Origin of the sequence: Paucibacter sediminis (assembly GCF_030254645.1) — a bacterium.
GTDB lineage: Bacteria > Pseudomonadota > Gammaproteobacteria > Burkholderiales > Burkholderiaceae_C > Paucibacter_B > Paucibacter_B sediminis.
Window position 1 is genome coordinate 4,250,960 of the sequence record NZ_CP116346.1, and the last position, 14,535, is coordinate 4,265,494.

A 14,535-nucleotide genomic window follows, 5' to 3' on the forward strand; every position below is an offset into this window, starting at 1 on the left:
CTTCATGAATGCGATCATCGCCATCATTCTCGCGCTCGTCGCGAACGTCGCCACGGCTGCCGAGTGGGCCTATCAGCGCGTCGACGCTACGGACGCATCGAAGAATCGAACCATCACCTACTCGGTCGATGATGCGGGCAACAAGCTCATCATCTTCGGCCGCAGCGGAGCGGGCCGCGAATTCGCAGCATTCCAAGGCATGATCATTGCCGATGTCTGGGGCGACGGTCCAAAGGACACCGGCATGGGGAAGGCGTACGCGCTCGGTACTACCTGGAAACACCAGTACGAATACGCGAACGACAAGGAAAACCATGTCGTGAGCATCACCTACACGGTCGCGCCTGGTGAAAAGGCGACCTTCGACAACGTGTCATACGACACCGTTCGCATCACGGGCCTCGCCACCTACACCACGAGCCGCGGATACAACGGATCCATCACGCGCGAGTGTTTGTACGCCGAAGCCGTTCGTAACTGTATCGTCTACAAGCAACGCACGCGCGGCTCGACTGGCACCGTCTACAACGACACCACGGCAACACTCCTTGCCTACAAGCCCTGAACAGCTATTCATGCGCTGTTCACGGGCATGCAGAGGCAAGCATGACGAATTTCCTGAAATGCCCCATGTGGAGGTCGCCGAAGGTAGTTGTCCCGTGCTGCGGCAGCGCGCGCCGCGGAGGCGTTCGGTCCACGCTGGCCCTATTCGATCGTCTGATTCAGGTGTCAGGCGAGAGGTCCGTGGCGTTCTGAATGTTGTCAGCGCGGCTGTCATCGGTGCCTGCCGCCGTGCTCCGGCTCGGTCGCATCGCCCGTGACGTGGCTTTTGATGCCTAGCATCGGGCATCAGCGCACCGGTAGGCCCGACGGCGGCTTGATCTCCTCCAGGCAGATCATCGAGCGCACGTCGGCCACCCCTTCCAGCTGCATCAGCTTGTCGGTGAGGAATTGCGAGAGCGCCTTGAGATCGCTGGCCACCACCTTGAGCAGGTAGTCGCAATCGCCCGAGACGGTGTGGCACTCGAGGATCTGCGGGAAGTCGCGCAGCAAGGCCTCCAGCTCGCGCACCCGTGCAAAGGCCTGGGCCTCGATGTTGAGGCTGACGAAGGCGGTCACCCCCAGGCCCAGGCTGGCGGGCGCCACCAGGGCGCGGTAACCCTGCAGCACGCCGCGCTCCTCCAGCGCGCGCACGCGACGAAAGCATTGCGGCGGCGAGAGATGGATCTGCGCCGCCAGGTCCACATTCGAGATGCGGCCATCGCGCTGCAGGATCTCGAGGATCTTGCTGTCGATGGCGTCCAGGGTGGGTGGGGCAGGGGTGGCGGCTGGCATAGAAGCGCAGTCTAAGGGCTGACCCTGAGGGACAATCCCGCGATGGACCATAGCTTTCTCTCCGCCTTCATCCTGCTGCTGCTGGTCTTGGACCCGCTGGGCAGCCTGCCCATCTTCATTTCCATCATGCGCGAGGTGCCCAAGCCGCGCCGCACCCGCATGGCGGCGCGCGAGGTGGGCATTGCCTTCGCGGTGCTGTTCGCCTTCATGTTCCTGGGCGGCAGCTTTCTGCAAGTGATGCATCTCTCCGAGCGTTCGCTGGAGGTGGCCGGCGGGGTGATCCTGCTCATCATCGCGATCCGCATGATCTTCGGCAGCGCCGGCGAGTCGGCCTATGGCATCGAGCCCGGCCGCGAACCCTTCATCTTCCCCCTGGCCGTGCCCCTGCTGGCCGGCCCCTCGGCGATGGCCACGGTGCTGCTGCTGGCCTCGCGCCAGCCCGAGCGCATCTTCGACTGGATCGGCGCGCTCACCGCCGCCATGCTGGTCTCGGGCCTGACCCTCCTGCTGGCCGATCGCATCCGCAAGATCCTGGGCGACTCGGTGGTCTCGGCGATCGAGAAGCTGATGGGCCTGGTGCTGACCGCGATTGCGGTGGAAATGGTGCTGGCCGGGTTGAAGCGCTATTTCATCGGTGGCCTGTGACTGGCCTAAATTTCACGATACGAAACAGCGTTATCAGATCGCAAAATTTCGGCTTGCTGCGCTGCCGCAATTTTTCTCATTATGGTGAGTGTCGTTTCACAATCCGATGTCATCAATACAAGCTATTGATTTTAAAGGGAAACATTTTTAGTCTTATATAAGACACAAGTCTTCCACGAAAGCTGGCAAAGGCCTAATCTAGGACCCATCGAATCCTTTGTTTTTCACCTCACAGCAGGAGCTTTCCATGACGACACTCACCCGTGACCAGCAAATCGCCGCCCTCGAGAAGGATTGGGCCGAGAACCCCCGTTGGAAGGGCATCAAGCGCGGCTACACCGCTGCCGATGTGGTGCGTCTGCGTGGCTCGCTGGCCATCGAGCACACCCTGGCCAAGCGCGGCGCCGAGAAGCTCTGGGGCCTGGTGAACACCGAGCCCTTCGTCAACTCGCTGGGCGCGCTGACCGGCAACCAGGCCATGCAGCAGGTCAAGGCCGGCCTGAAGGCCATCTATCTGTCGGGCTGGCAGGTCGCCGGCGACGCCAACAGCAATGGCGAGATGTACCCCGACCAGTCGCTGTACTCGGTGGACTCGGTGCCCAAGGTCGTGAAGAAGATCAACGCCACCTTCAAGCGCGCCGACGAAATCCAGTGGAGCGAAGGCAAGAACGACATCGACTACTTCGCTCCCATCGTGGCCGATGCCGAAGCTGGTTTCGGCGGCGTGCTGAACGCCTTCGAGCTGATGAAGTCCATGATCGAAGCCGGCGCCGCTGGCGTGCACTTCGAAGACCAACTGGCCGCCGCCAAGAAGTGCGGCCACATGGGTGGCAAGGTGCTGGTGCCCACCCGCGAGGCCGTGGCCAAGCTGGTCGCCGCGCGCCTGGCGGCCGACGTGATGGGCACGCCCACCGTGCTGCTGGCCCGTACCGATGCCGAAGCCGGCGATCTGGTCACCACCGACGTGGACGACAACGACAAGCCCTTCTGCACCGGCGAGCGCACCGTCGAAGGCTTCTTCCGCACCCGCAACGGTCTGGACCAGGCCATCAGCCGCGGCCTGGCCTACGCGCCCTATGCCGACATGATCTGGTGCGAGACCGGCAAGCCCGACCTGGCCTTCGCCAAGGCCTTCGCCGACGCCATCCACGCCAAGTTCCCCGGCAAGCTGCTGGCCTACAACTGCTCGCCTTCCTTCAACTGGAAGAAAAACCTGGACGATGCCACCATCGCCAAGTTCCAGCGCGAGCTCGGCGCGATGGGCTACAAGTTCCAGTTCATCACGCTGGCCGGCTTCCACAGCCTGAACTACTCGATGTTCAACCTGGCCTACGGCTACGCCCGCAACAATATGAGCGCCTTCGTGGAGCTGCAGGAAGCCGAGTTCGCCGCTGCCGAGCGTGGCTTCACCGCCGTGAAGCACCAGCGCGAAGTGGGCACGGGTTACTTCGACGCCGTCACCACCACCATCGAAGCCGATGCCTCCACCGCGGCGCTGAAGGGTTCGACCGAAGACGAACAGTTCTTCGACAAGAAGCACGGCTGATCGCGATCGCGTTCAGCAGCCGGCCCGAACTCAAAAGGTTCGGGCCTTTTTCATGCCTGTGCCTGTCTCTACATGGAGGCGCGCAGCAGCGCCGCGTACTCCTCGCGCGTGGCCACGCGCGGGTTGGTCTTGTGGCAATGGTCCTTCATCGCGCCGTCGATGACGCGCTCGAAGAGGTCTTCTGTCACGCCCAATGCCGCCAGCCCACTCGCCAGACCCAGGCGTGCATTCATGTCCCGCAGGGCCTCGGCCATCGCCTCGCCGGCAGGATCGCAGCGCGCGATGCCCATCGCCTGCGCCATGCGTGGCAGGCGCGCATCCTGCTGCAGGCTCTCATGCTGGGCGTTGAAGCGCACCACCGCCGGCAGGAACATCGCGTTCAGCGTGCCATGGTGCAGGCGCGGGTTCACGCCGCCCAGCGAATGGCTCAGCGAATGCACCGCACCCAGGCCCTTCTGGAAGGCCATCGCACCTTGCATGCTGGCGCTCATCATCTGCAGGCGCGCATCGCGGTCGCTGCCGTCGCGGGTGGCGCGCTCGATCGCGGCCCAGCCGCGCCGCAGGCCTTCCAGCGCGATGCCGTCGGCGGGCGGGTTGAAGGCCGCGGACATGAAGGTCTCCATGCAATGCGCAATCGCGTCCATGCCAGTGGCGGCCGTCAGCAGCGGCGGCAGGCCCAGGGTCAGCTCGGGATCGCAGATCGCCGACTTGGGCAGCAGCTCCCAGTTGTGGAAGCCCAGCTTGCGCCCATCGTCCACGATGACGATGGCGCCGCGCGCCACCTCGCTGCCGGTGCCGGCGGTGGTGGGCATCGCGATCAGCGGCAGCACCGCCTTGGTGATCAGCCCGCTGCCGCCCTCGATGGTGGCGTAGCGCGTGAGCGGCCCCTCGTGGGTGGCGGCGATCGCCACGCCCTTGGCCAGGTCCATGGCCGAGCCGCCGCCGATGGCGATCAGGCCGTCGCAGCCGCCCTCGCGCCAGGCCTGCACACCCAGGCGCACCGCCGCCTCGGTGGGGTTGGCGGGGGTGCCGTCGAACACGGGCAGGGCAGGGCCCTGCCAGCCGGACAGCGCCAGCTCCAGCACGCCGGCCGCGCGCACGCCGGCATCGGTGATCACCAGCGGCCGGCGCATGCCGATGCGCGCGCATTCGGCGCCCAGCCACTCGCGCGCGCCATGTGCGAGGTGGATATGGGTGAGGTACTGGATCAGGGCCATGCTGGTGTTCCTTCCTAGTCTGCGAAAATCCGCCATCGTTGGATTGGCCGAGCCTAAGCCCTGGAGTTCTTGTTGAGTAGCACCTTGTTGACACCGCGCATGGCGGGTGTGCTGACGCGCATCCACCGCGCCAACCGCCCGGCCTTTCATTCCCTCACGCCCAAGCAGGCCCGCATTGGCTACCTGATGGGGGCCGAGATCCTGGACCTGCCGCGCGCGCCGCTGCCCCGCGTGGAGAACCTCAGCGTACCGGGCGCCGAGGGGCCGCTGGCCGCGCGCCTGTATGCGCCCAAGACCGCCGAGGAAGCCAGGCTGCCGGTGCTGCTCTATCTGCATGGCGGCGGCTTCACCATCGGCAGCCTGGAAACGCACGACTCGCTGTGCCGGCAGCTCGCGCTGCGCAGCGGCGCGGCGGTGCTGTCGCTGGACTACCGGCTCGCGCCGGAGCACAAATTCCCCGCCGCGGTGGACGATGCCTGGGCGGTGATGCGCTGGTTGCCGGGTGCGGCCGCGGCCCTGGGGCTGGACGGCAGCCGCATCGCCGTGGGCGGCGACAGCGCCGGCGGCACGCTGGCGGCGGTGTGTGCGCTGCACGCGCGCGATCTCGGGCAAGACCTGGCCCTGCAGCTGCTGATCACTCCCGGCACCTGCGCCCATGCCGACACGCCCTCGCACAAGCTGTTCGCCAACGGCTTCCTGCTCGACGCGGCGGCGATCGCCTGGTTCTTCGACCATTACATCGAGCACCATCACAAGCGCGACTGGCGCTTCGCACCCATGGAGGCGCCCGACCACAGCGGCCTGGCCCCGGCCTGCGTGATCCTGGCCGAATGCGATCCGCTGGTGGACGAGGGCGTCGCCTACGCCGACCTGCTGCGCGCCAATGGCGCTACGGTGCAGCTGGAGCTGTACCGCGGCGTGACCCATGATTTCATCAAGATGGGCCGCAGCATTCCCGAGGCCCTGCTGGCGCTGGACGCCTGCGCCCTGGCGCTGAAGGAGGCGCTTTTCAAGCCATGAACCGCAGCAACTTCCGTTTCTTCGAGCGCCTGCGCGTGCGCTGGGCCGAGATTGACGCCCAGCAAATCGTCTTCAACGGCCATTACCTGACCTACTTCGACACCGCCGTGGGCGGCTACTGGCGCGCCCTGGCGCTGCCCTATGCCGAAACCATGCAGTCGCTGGGCGGCGACCTGTTCGTGCGCAAGGCGACGCTGGAATACCTGGGCTCGGCGCGCTATGACGATCAGCTCGAGATCGGCGTGCGCTGCGAGCGCGTCGGCAACAGCTCCATGCTGGTGCAATGCGCGGTGTTCCGCGCCGACGAGCTGCTGGTGCATGGCGAGCTGATCTATGTGTTCGCCGACGCGCAGACCCAGACCCCCAAGCCGGTGCCCGAGACCCTGCGCCAGGCGCTCACCGGCTTCGAGGCTGGCGCGGCCATGGTCGAAGTGCATGTCGGCGCCTGGTCGGAGCTGGGCACCGACGCCAGCCGGATTCGCCAGGCGGTGTTCGTCGACGAACAGAAGATCCCGGCCGAGATGGAATGGGACGCCGGCGACGCCAGCTGCCTGCATGCGGTGGCCTACAACCGCCTTGGCAAGGCCCTGGCCACGGGCCGACTGCTGGAGCATGTGCCGGGCGTGGCCAAGATCGGCCGCATGGCGGTGCTGCGGCCGATGCGCGGCGGCCAGGTCGGGCGCCAGGTGCTGGAAGCGCTGATGGCGGCCGGCCGCGAGCGCGGCTACCGCGAGGTGCTGCTGCACGCGCAGCTCAGCGCCGCCGGTTTCTACACCCGTGCCGGCTTTGTGCAGCGCGGCCCGGTGTTCGAGGAGGCCGGCATCGGCCATGTGGAGATGGTGCGCGACCTTTGACCTTTGTCGTTCATGCGCTTCCATGTGTCGCGCAACGGGCCCAAACTGGGCTTGGTCGGGCACGCCCCCAGTTCGGGGATTGACGCAGCGCACCACCGCACGCGATGCTCCGCGACATCCAAATCGAAAGAGGCATGTCATGGTGCGACCCCGACTGATTCCTATTGCTCTGGCCGTCGCCATGTGCAGCGCCGCTGCGCAGGCTTCCGATCTGAGCTATTTGAAGGGCTTGCTGGATGCCACGCCGGCCGGCGGTTGGGTCAAGGCGAATACCAATGTGTTCACGGCGGCGTCGCCGACGGGTGCAGATGCCGCGCCATCGGTGCCAAGTGGCCCGATCGCGGTGACCTACGCTTGGGCAGGCATGGCCTGGGACGGCTCACGCGGCAATATCCTGCTGTTCGGCGGTGGCCACGCCAACTATGTCGGTAACGAGGTGTACATCTGGCAAGGCTCGGATGGCACATGGACGCGTGGCAGCCTGCCCAGCAAGGTGGATCTCAGTACTGGCTTCGTGTTGGGGGCCGGAGCACCGCAGTCCTCGCATACTTACCAAACCACGATCTACGCACCTGGCACCGACCGCCTCGTCGTTTTCGGTGGTGCAGCCTGGAACGGCGGCGGTGCTCCATCAGATGCAAATGGGCGAACCGGCGCCTGGTGGTGGAACCCGTCGCTGGCCGACCCCAACAAGGTGGGTGGTGGCGACAACACTGGCTGGGATAGCACCCGCGCAGGATCCAATTCTTGGCAAGTGCGCCCTTACGATCCCTGGGTTGGTATGGACCCCTTGACCGGACGGAGTTTTGCCAACGGCACCAGCGCCTATCGCTCAGAAGGCGGCAAGGACGTGGTCTATCTCACCCTGGATCAGAACTCATCCGGCCTGCCCGCCCTGTTCCGCTACGAATTGGGAACGCCGAACACGCCTGACAGTTGGTCGCAGGTGGGTATCGATTCAGGTGCGACGTTCTTGAGCTCTGGCGCCGCTGCCATCGACACGGCCCATGGTCTGTTCGTCCGTACCGCCATGACGGGTGGCAGCTTCCAGAACGACCTTGCAGTATGGGATCTCTCGAAGAACAACGCCGCGAATCCCTCGTTGAACAAGGAAGTTGGCGTCAAACTGGTCGATACCAACGGCGGCGACTGGGTTCCCAATTTCTCCACCTCGGTGGCCTATGACTCGGCAACCGGACAGCTCGTATTCTGGGATGGCACTGCCGGCGGTACGGTCTGGACTGCCAAGGCAGAGTTCCTGCAGGACGGTTCCCTGGATACGGTGTGGACCGTGCACAAGGCTGAAAGCACCACGGCGGCTCAACCCAAGGGAAATTTCGGCGACGGTGTGCTCGGCAAGTGGGAGTACGCGCCCGAGCTTGGCGCCTTTATCGCTATGGACACGCCCGATCTCGCTGCCGGCGACGCCGGCATCTGGTTGTACAAGCCGCTTGCGGCTGTGCCCGAGGCCAGCACGACAGCAATGCTGACCGTCGGACTGCTGGGGCTGGGCCTTGTCGCCCGCCGCCGCCGCCGAGTTGCCTGAAGAGCGGGCCGCCGCCGGGCCCGGTCGGCGTCGGCGGCCTCAGTGATCCCCTTGTAGCGCCGAGAATATTTCGGCATGCCTGTCGCCGTCGATGAAAGGCGCCATGGCCGCGGCAATTTTCTGCTCGAGGCCAGGCCCGTCGTGCAAGGATGGGCCGTAGATCTCCATCCAGGTCAATCGCGCCCCGTCGCTGTCTTGTCGCTGGAGCAGCCGAACGGGTTCGTCACCGCGCGCGGCCAGGAAAGCGTGCCATGCCTCCGGCGCGCGTTCAGCCACTAGCCGGTAGTACACGTAAATCTCCGACCTGCCCATTTGCACTTACGCGGGCTCGCGCAGCTCGTAGGGCAGGGGGCGCACCTCGAGCAGCGCTCCGTCGGCGGCGCCCAGGTGCAGGCTGCCGCCCTCCAAGGCCGCGATCTTGGTTTCGGCCAGCAGCAGGGCGCGGCCGTCGCGCTCGGCCACCGCCGCCACCAGGCCCGCGGGCTGGCCCGGATCTTCGCTGTGGAAGATTTCCTGGCCGACCTGCGCCGGGGCGGCGGTTTCGAACAGAAAGGTGCGGCGCTTCAGGGTGCCGCGGTACTGGCTGCGTGCCACCACCTCCTGGCCGGGGTAGCAGCCCTTCTGGAAGTTCACCCCGCCCAGCAGTTCGAGGTTCAGCATCTGCGGCACGAATTGCTCCACCGTGGCGGCCTGCACCCAGGCCAGCCCGCTTTGCACGTCCAGCCACTGCCAGTCGGCGGCGCTCAGCGCCGGCAGCGCGGGCGCCGGTGCCGTGGCGGGCAGGGCCAGCAGATAGCGCGCCTGGCCGGCCGCCTGACCGGCCACATTCGGCAGCCGCAAGACCTGACCCTCGTTGAAAGCTGCCAGGTCCCAGGTCTGGGCCGGCGCCACCGCGCCCAGCCAGGCGCTGGCCGGCGCGCCCGCCAGGCCCCAGAGCTGGAACTCGGCCGTGGCATCGCTGAGCTTGCACTTGGCGCGCATCACGAACATGCTCAAACGCTTGAGCGTCGGCGCCAGCAGCTCCACCGGCAGCACCAGCAAGAGCTCCTCGGGCCCGCTCTTCCAGCCGACCAGGGTGGCCAGCAGGCGGCCCTTGGCGGAGCAGTAGCCGGCCAGGCGGGCCTGGCCGTCGCCCAGCAGGGCGAAGTCCTGGGTCAGCTGGCTGTGCAGGAACTTGGCGGCCTCGGCGCCGGCCGCGCGGATCACGCCGAATTGGGTCAGCCGCAGCGCGGCGCCGGAGAGGGGGGCGATGGTTTCTTGGCTCATGGGGGGCGATTATCATCAGCGCCCGCCAACACCGCCTCCATCACTGCCGCATCCAGGGCGGCTTGCAAGGACATTTCGAGACCATGAAGACATTGGGCAAGGCCCTGCTGACCCTTTCCTTGATGGCGCTGCTGGCCCTGGGCGCGGCTGCGGCCGGCGCCTGGTGGTGGCTGCAGCGGCCGATGACGCTGGCGGCGCCCTCGGTCGAGCTCTCGATCGAGGCCGGCAGCTCGCCGCGCGAGGTGGCCCAGGCCTGGGTGGCGGCCGGGGTGCAGGAGGATGCGCGAGTGCTGTACCAATGGTTCCGCTGGTCGGGCCAGGCCAAGCAGATACGCGCCGGCAGCTACGAGATCCACCAGGGCGCCACGCCGCGCGAACTGCTCGCCAAGATGGTGCGCGGCGACGAGGTGCTCGAGCAGGTGCGCCTCATCGAGGGCTGGACCTTCCGCCAATGGCGCGCCGCGCTGGCCGCCGCGCCGGCGCTCAAGCACCAGACCGCCGAACTCGGCGAGGCCGACATCATGGCCGCCCTGGGGGCGCCGGGCCAGCACCCGGAAGGGCGCTTCTTTCCCGACACCTATGCCTACAGCCGCGGCGTCAGCGACCTCACCGTGCTCAGGCGCGCCTACCGCACGATGGGCCGGAAGCTGGACGCGGCCTGGGCCGGCCGGGCCGAGAAGCTGCCGCTCAAGTCGCCCGACGAGGCGCTGATCCTGGCCTCCATCGTCGAGAAGGAGACCGGCGCCGCGGCCGACCGCAGCCTGGTGGCTGCCGTGTTCGTGAACCGCCTGCGCCTCGGCATGCCCTTGCAGACCGACCCCAGCGTGATCTATGGCCTGGGTGCGGCCTTCGACGGCAATCTGCGCAAGCGCGACCTGCTGGCCGACACGCCCTACAACAGCTACACCCGCGGCGGCCTGCCGCCCACCCCCATCGCCATGCCGGGCGCCGCCTCGCTGGCCGCGGCCCTGCACCCGGCGCCCTCGCGCGCGCTCTATTTCGTGGCGCGCGGCGATGGCAGCAGCGAATTCAGCGATGACCTGGCCGCGCATAATCGCGCCGTCAACAAATACCAGCGCGGCAAGTGAGCTTTTATCCCCGTTTCATCAGCATTGAAGGCATCGACGGTGCCGGCAAGTCGACCCATATCGCCGCCCTGACCGAACGCCTGGCCGCCGGCGGGGCCAAGGTCTTGAACACCCGCGAACCCGGCGGCACCGAGCTGGCCGAGCGCCTGCGCGAGTTGGTGCTGCACAGCGGCATGGACGGCCTGACCGAGGCGTTGCTGGTGTTTGCCGGCCGGCGCGACCATTTGCAGCGCGTCATCGAGCCGGCCCTGGCGGCCGGCCAGACAGTGCTGTGCGACCGCTTCACCGACGCCACCTTCGCCTACCAGGGCGCCGGCCGCGGCATGGACCTGCAGGTGCTGGCGACGCTGGAGCAATGGGTGCAGCAGGGTCCCCGGGGTCTTCTTCGTCAACCCGATCTGACGATCTGGTTCGACCTGCCGCCCGCCACCGCCGCGCAGCGCCGCGCCGCGGCGCGCGAGGCCGATCGTTTCGAGCAGCAGGACCTGGACTTCTTCGAGCGCGTGCGCGCCGGCTACGCGGCACGCGCCGCAGCCGCGCCGGCGCGCTTTGCCCGCATCGACGCCAGCGGCACGGTCGACGAGGTCGCGGCGCAATTGCGTGCCGTGATGGAGGCGCGGGGATGCTAGGCCCCGACGGCAAGCTGCCGCTGCCCTGGCTGGAGGCGCCGCTGGCGCAGGCGCTGGCGAACGCGCGCTCGCATGCGCTGCTGGTGCAGGGCCCGGCCGGCGTGGGCCAGTTCGACATGGCCCTGCTGCTGGCCCAGTCCTGGTTGTGCGAGGCGCCGGCCGCCGGCAAGCTGGCCTGTGGCCGCTGCGCCGCCTGCCACCTGTTCCTGGCCCATGCCCATCCGGACTTCATGGTGCTGCTGCCCGAGGCCTTGCGCGAGAGCCTGGGCTACGGCGCCGATGACGAGGAGGGCGGTGCCGAGGCCAAGACCGGCAAGGCCAGCAAGGCCAAGCCCAGCCGCGAGATCAAGATCGATGCGGTGCGCCAGATGCTGGGTTTCGCCCAGGTCACGGCGGCGCGCGGGCGCGCCAAGGTGGTGGTGGTCTATCCCGCCGAGGCGCTCAACACCGTGGCGGCGAACGCCTTGCTGAAGACCCTGGAAGAGCCGGCCGGCATGCTGCGTTTCGCGCTTGCCAGCAGTGCCCCCGAGGCCTTGCTGCCCACCATACGCAGCCGCTGCCAGCCGGTGCCACTGGGTCTGCCGCCGCAGGAACTGGCGCAGGCCTGGCTGGCCGAGCAGGGCGTGGAGGCGGCCGAGGTGCTGCTGGCCGCCACCGGCGGCCGCCCGCAGGAGGCGCTGGCCTGGTATGCCGACGGCGTGCGCGCCCAGGCCTGGCTGGAGCTGCCGCGCCGCGTGGCGCGCGGCGAAAGCGCGGCGCTGAGCGACTGGCCGGTGCCGCGCGCCATCGCCGCGCTGCAGCGCCTCACCCACGACCTGCTGCGCGGCAGCCATGGCGCGCCGCCCAGCTATTTCCCGCCCACGGCCCTGCCCAAGCCGCGCGGCGCGGCCGGCCTGCATGCCTGGGGCCGGGCCTTGCAGGACGCGGCGCGGCATGCCGAGCACCCGCTCAACGCCGGGCTGCTGATGGAATCGCTGGTGGCACAGGGGCAGCGCGCGATGCGCGTGGCGGCCTGAACGAGAAAAGCAGAGAAGCTCCCGCTTGTCGGTGCATTCGCGCGGATAGGCGGCCTTGACCTTCGCTACACTGCCGCTTATGAGTGAAATTCCAACCAAGCCCCAGGCCGCTGCCCTGGCAGCCGTGCCGGCTGGCGGGGGTGCGCGCCCGAGCGTGGTGCAGTTGGTCTTCAAGGAAAAGGGCGCGCTCTATGCCGCCTACATTCCCATCTTCACCGACGGCGGCATCTTCGTGCCGACCACGCGCGACTACAAGCTGGGCGAGGACATCTATCTGCTGATGATGCTGCCCGAGGACCCGCAGCGTTACCCGGTGGCCGGCAAGATTGCCTGGATCACCCCGGCGAATGCCTCGGCCGGCCGCACCCAGGGCGTGGGCGTGCGCTTTCCGGGCGACGAGAAAACCCGCCTCATCAAGCTGAAGATCGAAGAGATGCTGGGCACCTCGATTTCCTCGGCCAAGGCGACGCAGACCATCTGACTCCTTTTGACATACGGCGCGCCGCCCGGCGCGGACCCGTGTGAGGCTGCCATGTACATCGACTCCCATTGCCATCTGAGCTTTCCCGAGCTCAAGGCCAATCTGCCGCAGATCCTGGCCGAGATGCAGGCCGCGCGCGTGACGCAGGCGATCTGCATCTGCACCACCATGGAAGAGTTTCCCGAGGTGCGTGCGCTGGCCCATGCGCACCCGCAGCTCTTCGCCACCGTGGGCGTGCACCCGGACAACGAGGACGTGCACGAGCCCAGCGTGGCCGAGCTGGTGGCGGGCGCGCAGGACCCCAGGGTGCTGGCCATCGGCGAGACCGGCCTGGACTATTACCGCCTGGGCGAGCGCACCCTGGCCGACATGGAATGGCAGCGCGAGCGCTTTCGCACCCATATCCGCGCCGCCCGCCAGGCCGCCAAGCCGATGGTGATCCACACGCGCAGCAGCGCCGCGCACACGCTGGAGATCCTGAAGGAGGAGGGCGGCGAGCAGGCCGGCGGGGTGTTCCATTGCTTCACCGAGAGCCTGGAGGTGGCCAAGGCAGCGGTGGATCTGGGCTTCTATATCTCGTTCTCGGGCATCCTGACCTTCAAGAACGCCGCCGACCTGCGCGCGGTGGCGCTGGCCCTGCCGCTTGACCATCTGCTGATCGAGACCGACAGCCCCTATCTCGCCCCCATGCCCTACCGCGGCAAGACCAACAGCCCGGCCTATGTGCCCCATGTGGCGGAACATCTGGCGGCCGTGAAGGGTCTGGCGGTGGAAGCGGTGGCCGAGGCCTGCAGTGCCAACACCAGGCGGCTGTTCCGCCTGCCCGAGGCCTGAGATGGGCGCAATACGCCTGCGCGTCTGGGTGGGGCTGTGGCTGGGCCTGCTGCTGGCCATGCCCGCCCTGCTGCATGCGCAGGCAGCTGGCGCCCAGGCCGGCGATCCATTGACCGAGCAGTGGCTGGCGGCCGCGCAGCGCGACAACGCCGGCCTCATCATGACCCTGATGTTGCGCGGCACCGACCCCAATCTGCGCAATGCCGAGCGCCAGACCGCGCTGCATCTGGCGCTGCGCAACGAAGCCGACAAGACCGTCCAGACCCTGCTCAAGCATCCCGGCCTGGACGTCAACGCCATCAACCAGGCAGGCGAGACGCCGCTCATGCTGGCGGCCCTGAAGGCGCGGCTGGACTGGATGAAGGCCCTGGTGGCGCGCGGCGCGCTCGTCAACGAACCCGGCTGGACCGCCCTGCATTACGCCTGCAGCGGCCCCGATCGCGGCGCGGTGCGCTGGTTGCTGGAGCAGGGCGCCGAGATCGACGCGCGCTCGCCCAATGGCAGCACGCCACTGATGATGGCGGCCGGCTACGGCGAGAGCAGCAGCGTCGAGGTGCTGCTGAAGGCCGGTGCCGATGCCGGCCTGCGCAACGAGCAGGGCATGGACGCGGCGGACTTCGCACGCCGCGCCGGACGCGATCGGGTGGCCGAGCAAATTGCCCTGGCGCGCAAACGTTGAATAAGGCTTGCGCCGCAGCACCGGCGTAGGAACTTGCCTGACAAGCGGTTTGGCCCTGGGCCGACTGACGCAAGCCGCCGCCGCTCCCTACAGTTGCTCCCATACCTACCGGAGCAAAACCATGCGCCTGAACCCCAACGCCACTTCGCTCGTCGATCCCTTCGCCATGCTGCTGGACCTGGACAGCGTGGTGTTCGCGATGGAACATTCCGAGCGCCTCAGCCGCCTGCGCAGCCGCATCTACCGCCCGCTGGACAAGCCGCTGATCCCCAAGGGCAAGGCCGCACTGAAGGCGCTCAGCGAGCTGGCCGACTTCGACCGCATGGTCGATGACGCCGGCCTCGAATGCGACGCCGACGACACACAGGCCTGCTGACGC

Annotated in this window: 17 protein-coding genes; 13 read left to right on the forward strand and 4 right to left on the reverse strand. The window is 67.6% G+C overall.

All coding sequences use genetic code 11. From position 1 onward, the window contains the following. The first annotated feature begins 4 nt into the window (after positions 1 to 4). A complete protein-coding gene (locus PFX98_RS19665; protein WP_285232177.1) occupies positions 5 to 565 on the forward strand; it encodes a hypothetical protein in 561 nt (186 codons plus the stop codon). A gap of 284 nt (positions 566 to 849) precedes the next feature. Here the strand turns inward: PFX98_RS19665 and PFX98_RS19670 are convergent, their stop codons facing one another. Further along, the gene (locus PFX98_RS19670; RefSeq protein WP_285232178.1) at positions 850 to 1,335 is read right to left on the reverse strand and encodes an Lrp/AsnC family transcriptional regulator; all 486 of its coding nucleotides are present in this window, start codon (positions 1,333 to 1,335) and stop codon (positions 850 to 852) included. Between the two features lie 42 nt (positions 1,336 to 1,377). On the opposite strand from PFX98_RS19670, the gene PFX98_RS19675 reads away from it, so the two are divergent. Both PFX98_RS19675 and aceA read left to right on the forward strand, forming a co-directional pair. Continuing rightward, a complete protein-coding gene (locus tag PFX98_RS19675) occupies positions 1,378 to 1,980 on the forward strand; it encodes a MarC family protein (protein WP_285232179.1) in 603 nt (200 codons plus the stop codon). A gap of 247 nt (positions 1,981 to 2,227) precedes the next feature. After that, the gene (gene aceA, locus PFX98_RS19680) at positions 2,228 to 3,526 is read left to right on the forward strand and encodes an isocitrate lyase (protein ID WP_285232181.1); all 1,299 of its coding nucleotides are present in this window, start codon (positions 2,228 to 2,230) and stop codon (positions 3,524 to 3,526) included. Between the two features lie 68 nt (positions 3,527 to 3,594). Here the strand turns inward: aceA and PFX98_RS19685 are convergent, their stop codons facing one another. After that, the gene (locus tag PFX98_RS19685; protein ID WP_285232182.1) at positions 3,595 to 4,743 is read right to left on the reverse strand and encodes an iron-containing alcohol dehydrogenase; all 1,149 of its coding nucleotides are present in this window, start codon (positions 4,741 to 4,743) and stop codon (positions 3,595 to 3,597) included. A gap of 99 nt (positions 4,744 to 4,842) precedes the next feature. On the opposite strand from PFX98_RS19685, the gene PFX98_RS19690 reads away from it, so the two are divergent. The 3 genes from PFX98_RS19690 (at position 4,843) to PFX98_RS19700 (ending at position 8,163) form a co-directional block, all read left to right on the forward strand. After that, positions 4,843 to 5,763: an alpha/beta hydrolase gene (locus PFX98_RS19690; protein ID WP_285235649.1), complete on the forward strand. Its 921-nt coding sequence runs from the start codon at positions 4,843 to 4,845 to the stop codon at positions 5,761 to 5,763. After that, positions 5,760 to 6,617: a YbgC/FadM family acyl-CoA thioesterase gene (locus PFX98_RS19695; protein ID WP_285232183.1), complete on the forward strand. Its 858-nt coding sequence runs from the start codon at positions 5,760 to 5,762 to the stop codon at positions 6,615 to 6,617. The genes PFX98_RS19690 and PFX98_RS19695 overlap by 4 nt, the downstream gene beginning before the upstream one ends. Before the next feature lie 139 nt (positions 6,618 to 6,756). Further along, positions 6,757 to 8,163: a hypothetical protein gene (locus tag PFX98_RS19700; protein ID WP_285232184.1), complete on the forward strand. Its 1,407-nt coding sequence runs from the start codon at positions 6,757 to 6,759 to the stop codon at positions 8,161 to 8,163. 39 nt (positions 8,164 to 8,202) lie between these two features. Here the strand turns inward: PFX98_RS19700 and PFX98_RS19705 are convergent, their stop codons facing one another. Beyond that, positions 8,203 to 8,454, reverse strand: coding sequence for a DUF4936 family protein (locus PFX98_RS19705; protein WP_285232185.1), 252 nt, complete (start codon positions 8,452 to 8,454; stop codon positions 8,203 to 8,205). 27 nt (positions 8,455 to 8,481) lie between these two features. Next, positions 8,482 to 9,429, reverse strand: a complete 948-nt coding sequence (gene ygfZ / locus PFX98_RS19710) for a CAF17-like 4Fe-4S cluster assembly/insertion protein YgfZ (protein WP_285232186.1) — start codon at positions 9,427 to 9,429, stop codon at positions 8,482 to 8,484. An 83-nt stretch (positions 9,430 to 9,512) separates the two neighbouring features. On the opposite strand from ygfZ, the gene mltG reads away from it, so the two are divergent. The 7 genes from mltG (at position 9,513) to PFX98_RS19745 (ending at position 14,532) form a co-directional block, all read left to right on the forward strand. Beyond that, complete coding sequence (mltG, locus tag PFX98_RS19715) at positions 9,513 to 10,517, forward strand: endolytic transglycosylase MltG (RefSeq protein ID WP_285232187.1); 1,005 nt, start codon at positions 9,513 to 9,515, stop codon at positions 10,515 to 10,517. Continuing rightward, entirely contained in the window at positions 10,514 to 11,146 is a 633-nt protein-coding gene (gene tmk / locus PFX98_RS19720) for a dTMP kinase (protein WP_285232188.1), read from the forward strand. Before mltG ends, tmk begins: the two co-directional genes overlap by 4 nt. Continuing rightward, positions 11,140 to 12,162, forward strand: a complete 1,023-nt coding sequence (gene holB, locus PFX98_RS19725) for a DNA polymerase III subunit delta' (RefSeq protein ID WP_285232189.1) — start codon at positions 11,140 to 11,142, stop codon at positions 12,160 to 12,162. The genes tmk and holB overlap by 7 nt, the downstream gene beginning before the upstream one ends. A gap of 79 nt (positions 12,163 to 12,241) precedes the next feature. After that, positions 12,242 to 12,643 carry a PilZ domain-containing protein gene (locus PFX98_RS19730; RefSeq protein WP_285232190.1) on the forward strand — a complete coding sequence of 134 codons (402 nt, stop codon included), beginning with the start codon at positions 12,242 to 12,244 and terminating at the stop codon, positions 12,641 to 12,643. A 51-nt stretch (positions 12,644 to 12,694) separates the two neighbouring features. Next, on the forward strand, positions 12,695 to 13,477 hold the full coding sequence (locus PFX98_RS19735) for a TatD family hydrolase (protein WP_285232191.1): 783 nt from the start codon (positions 12,695 to 12,697) through the stop codon (positions 13,475 to 13,477). Between the two features lies 1 nt (position 13,478). Continuing rightward, positions 13,479 to 14,156, forward strand: a complete 678-nt coding sequence (locus PFX98_RS19740) for an ankyrin repeat domain-containing protein (protein ID WP_285232192.1) — start codon at positions 13,479 to 13,481, stop codon at positions 14,154 to 14,156. A gap of 121 nt (positions 14,157 to 14,277) precedes the next feature. Continuing rightward, positions 14,278 to 14,532, forward strand: coding sequence for a hypothetical protein (locus PFX98_RS19745; protein WP_285232193.1), 255 nt, complete (start codon positions 14,278 to 14,280; stop codon positions 14,530 to 14,532). Positions 14,533 to 14,535 lie beyond the last annotated feature (3 nt).

Bases quoted from the DNA above. Each gene is read 5' to 3' on its own strand.
- PFX98_RS19745 (WP_285232193.1), top strand. From the start codon at position 14,278: ATGCGCCTGAACCCCAACGCCACTTCGCTCGTCGATCCCTTCGCCATG.
- holB (WP_285232189.1), top strand. From the start codon at position 11,140: ATGCTAGGCCCCGACGGCAAGCTGCCGCTGCCCTGGCTGGAGGCGCCG.
- PFX98_RS19735 (WP_285232191.1), top strand. From the start codon at position 12,695: ATGTACATCGACTCCCATTGCCATCTGAGCTTTCCCGAGCTCAAGGCC.
- PFX98_RS19670 (WP_285232178.1), bottom strand. From the start codon at position 1,335: ATGCCAGCCGCCACCCCTGCCCCACCCACCCTGGACGCCATCGACAGC.
- PFX98_RS19665 (WP_285232177.1), top strand. From the start codon at position 5: ATGAATGCGATCATCGCCATCATTCTCGCGCTCGTCGCGAACGTCGCC.
- PFX98_RS19740 (WP_285232192.1), top strand. From the start codon at position 13,479: ATGGGCGCAATACGCCTGCGCGTCTGGGTGGGGCTGTGGCTGGGCCTG.
- PFX98_RS19700 (WP_285232184.1), top strand. From the start codon at position 6,757: ATGGTGCGACCCCGACTGATTCCTATTGCTCTGGCCGTCGCCATGTGC.
- PFX98_RS19690 (WP_285235649.1), top strand. From the start codon at position 4,843: ATGGCGGGTGTGCTGACGCGCATCCACCGCGCCAACCGCCCGGCCTTT.
- ygfZ (WP_285232186.1), bottom strand. From the start codon at position 9,429: ATGAGCCAAGAAACCATCGCCCCCCTCTCCGGCGCCGCGCTGCGGCTG.
- mltG (WP_285232187.1), top strand. From the start codon at position 9,513: ATGAAGACATTGGGCAAGGCCCTGCTGACCCTTTCCTTGATGGCGCTG.
- PFX98_RS19730 (WP_285232190.1), top strand. From the start codon at position 12,242: ATGAGTGAAATTCCAACCAAGCCCCAGGCCGCTGCCCTGGCAGCCGTG.
- PFX98_RS19685 (WP_285232182.1), bottom strand. From the start codon at position 4,743: ATGGCCCTGATCCAGTACCTCACCCATATCCACCTCGCACATGGCGCG.
- PFX98_RS19675 (WP_285232179.1), top strand. From the start codon at position 1,378: ATGGACCATAGCTTTCTCTCCGCCTTCATCCTGCTGCTGCTGGTCTTG.
- aceA (WP_285232181.1), top strand. From the start codon at position 2,228: ATGACGACACTCACCCGTGACCAGCAAATCGCCGCCCTCGAGAAGGAT.
- PFX98_RS19695 (WP_285232183.1), top strand. From the start codon at position 5,760: ATGAACCGCAGCAACTTCCGTTTCTTCGAGCGCCTGCGCGTGCGCTGG.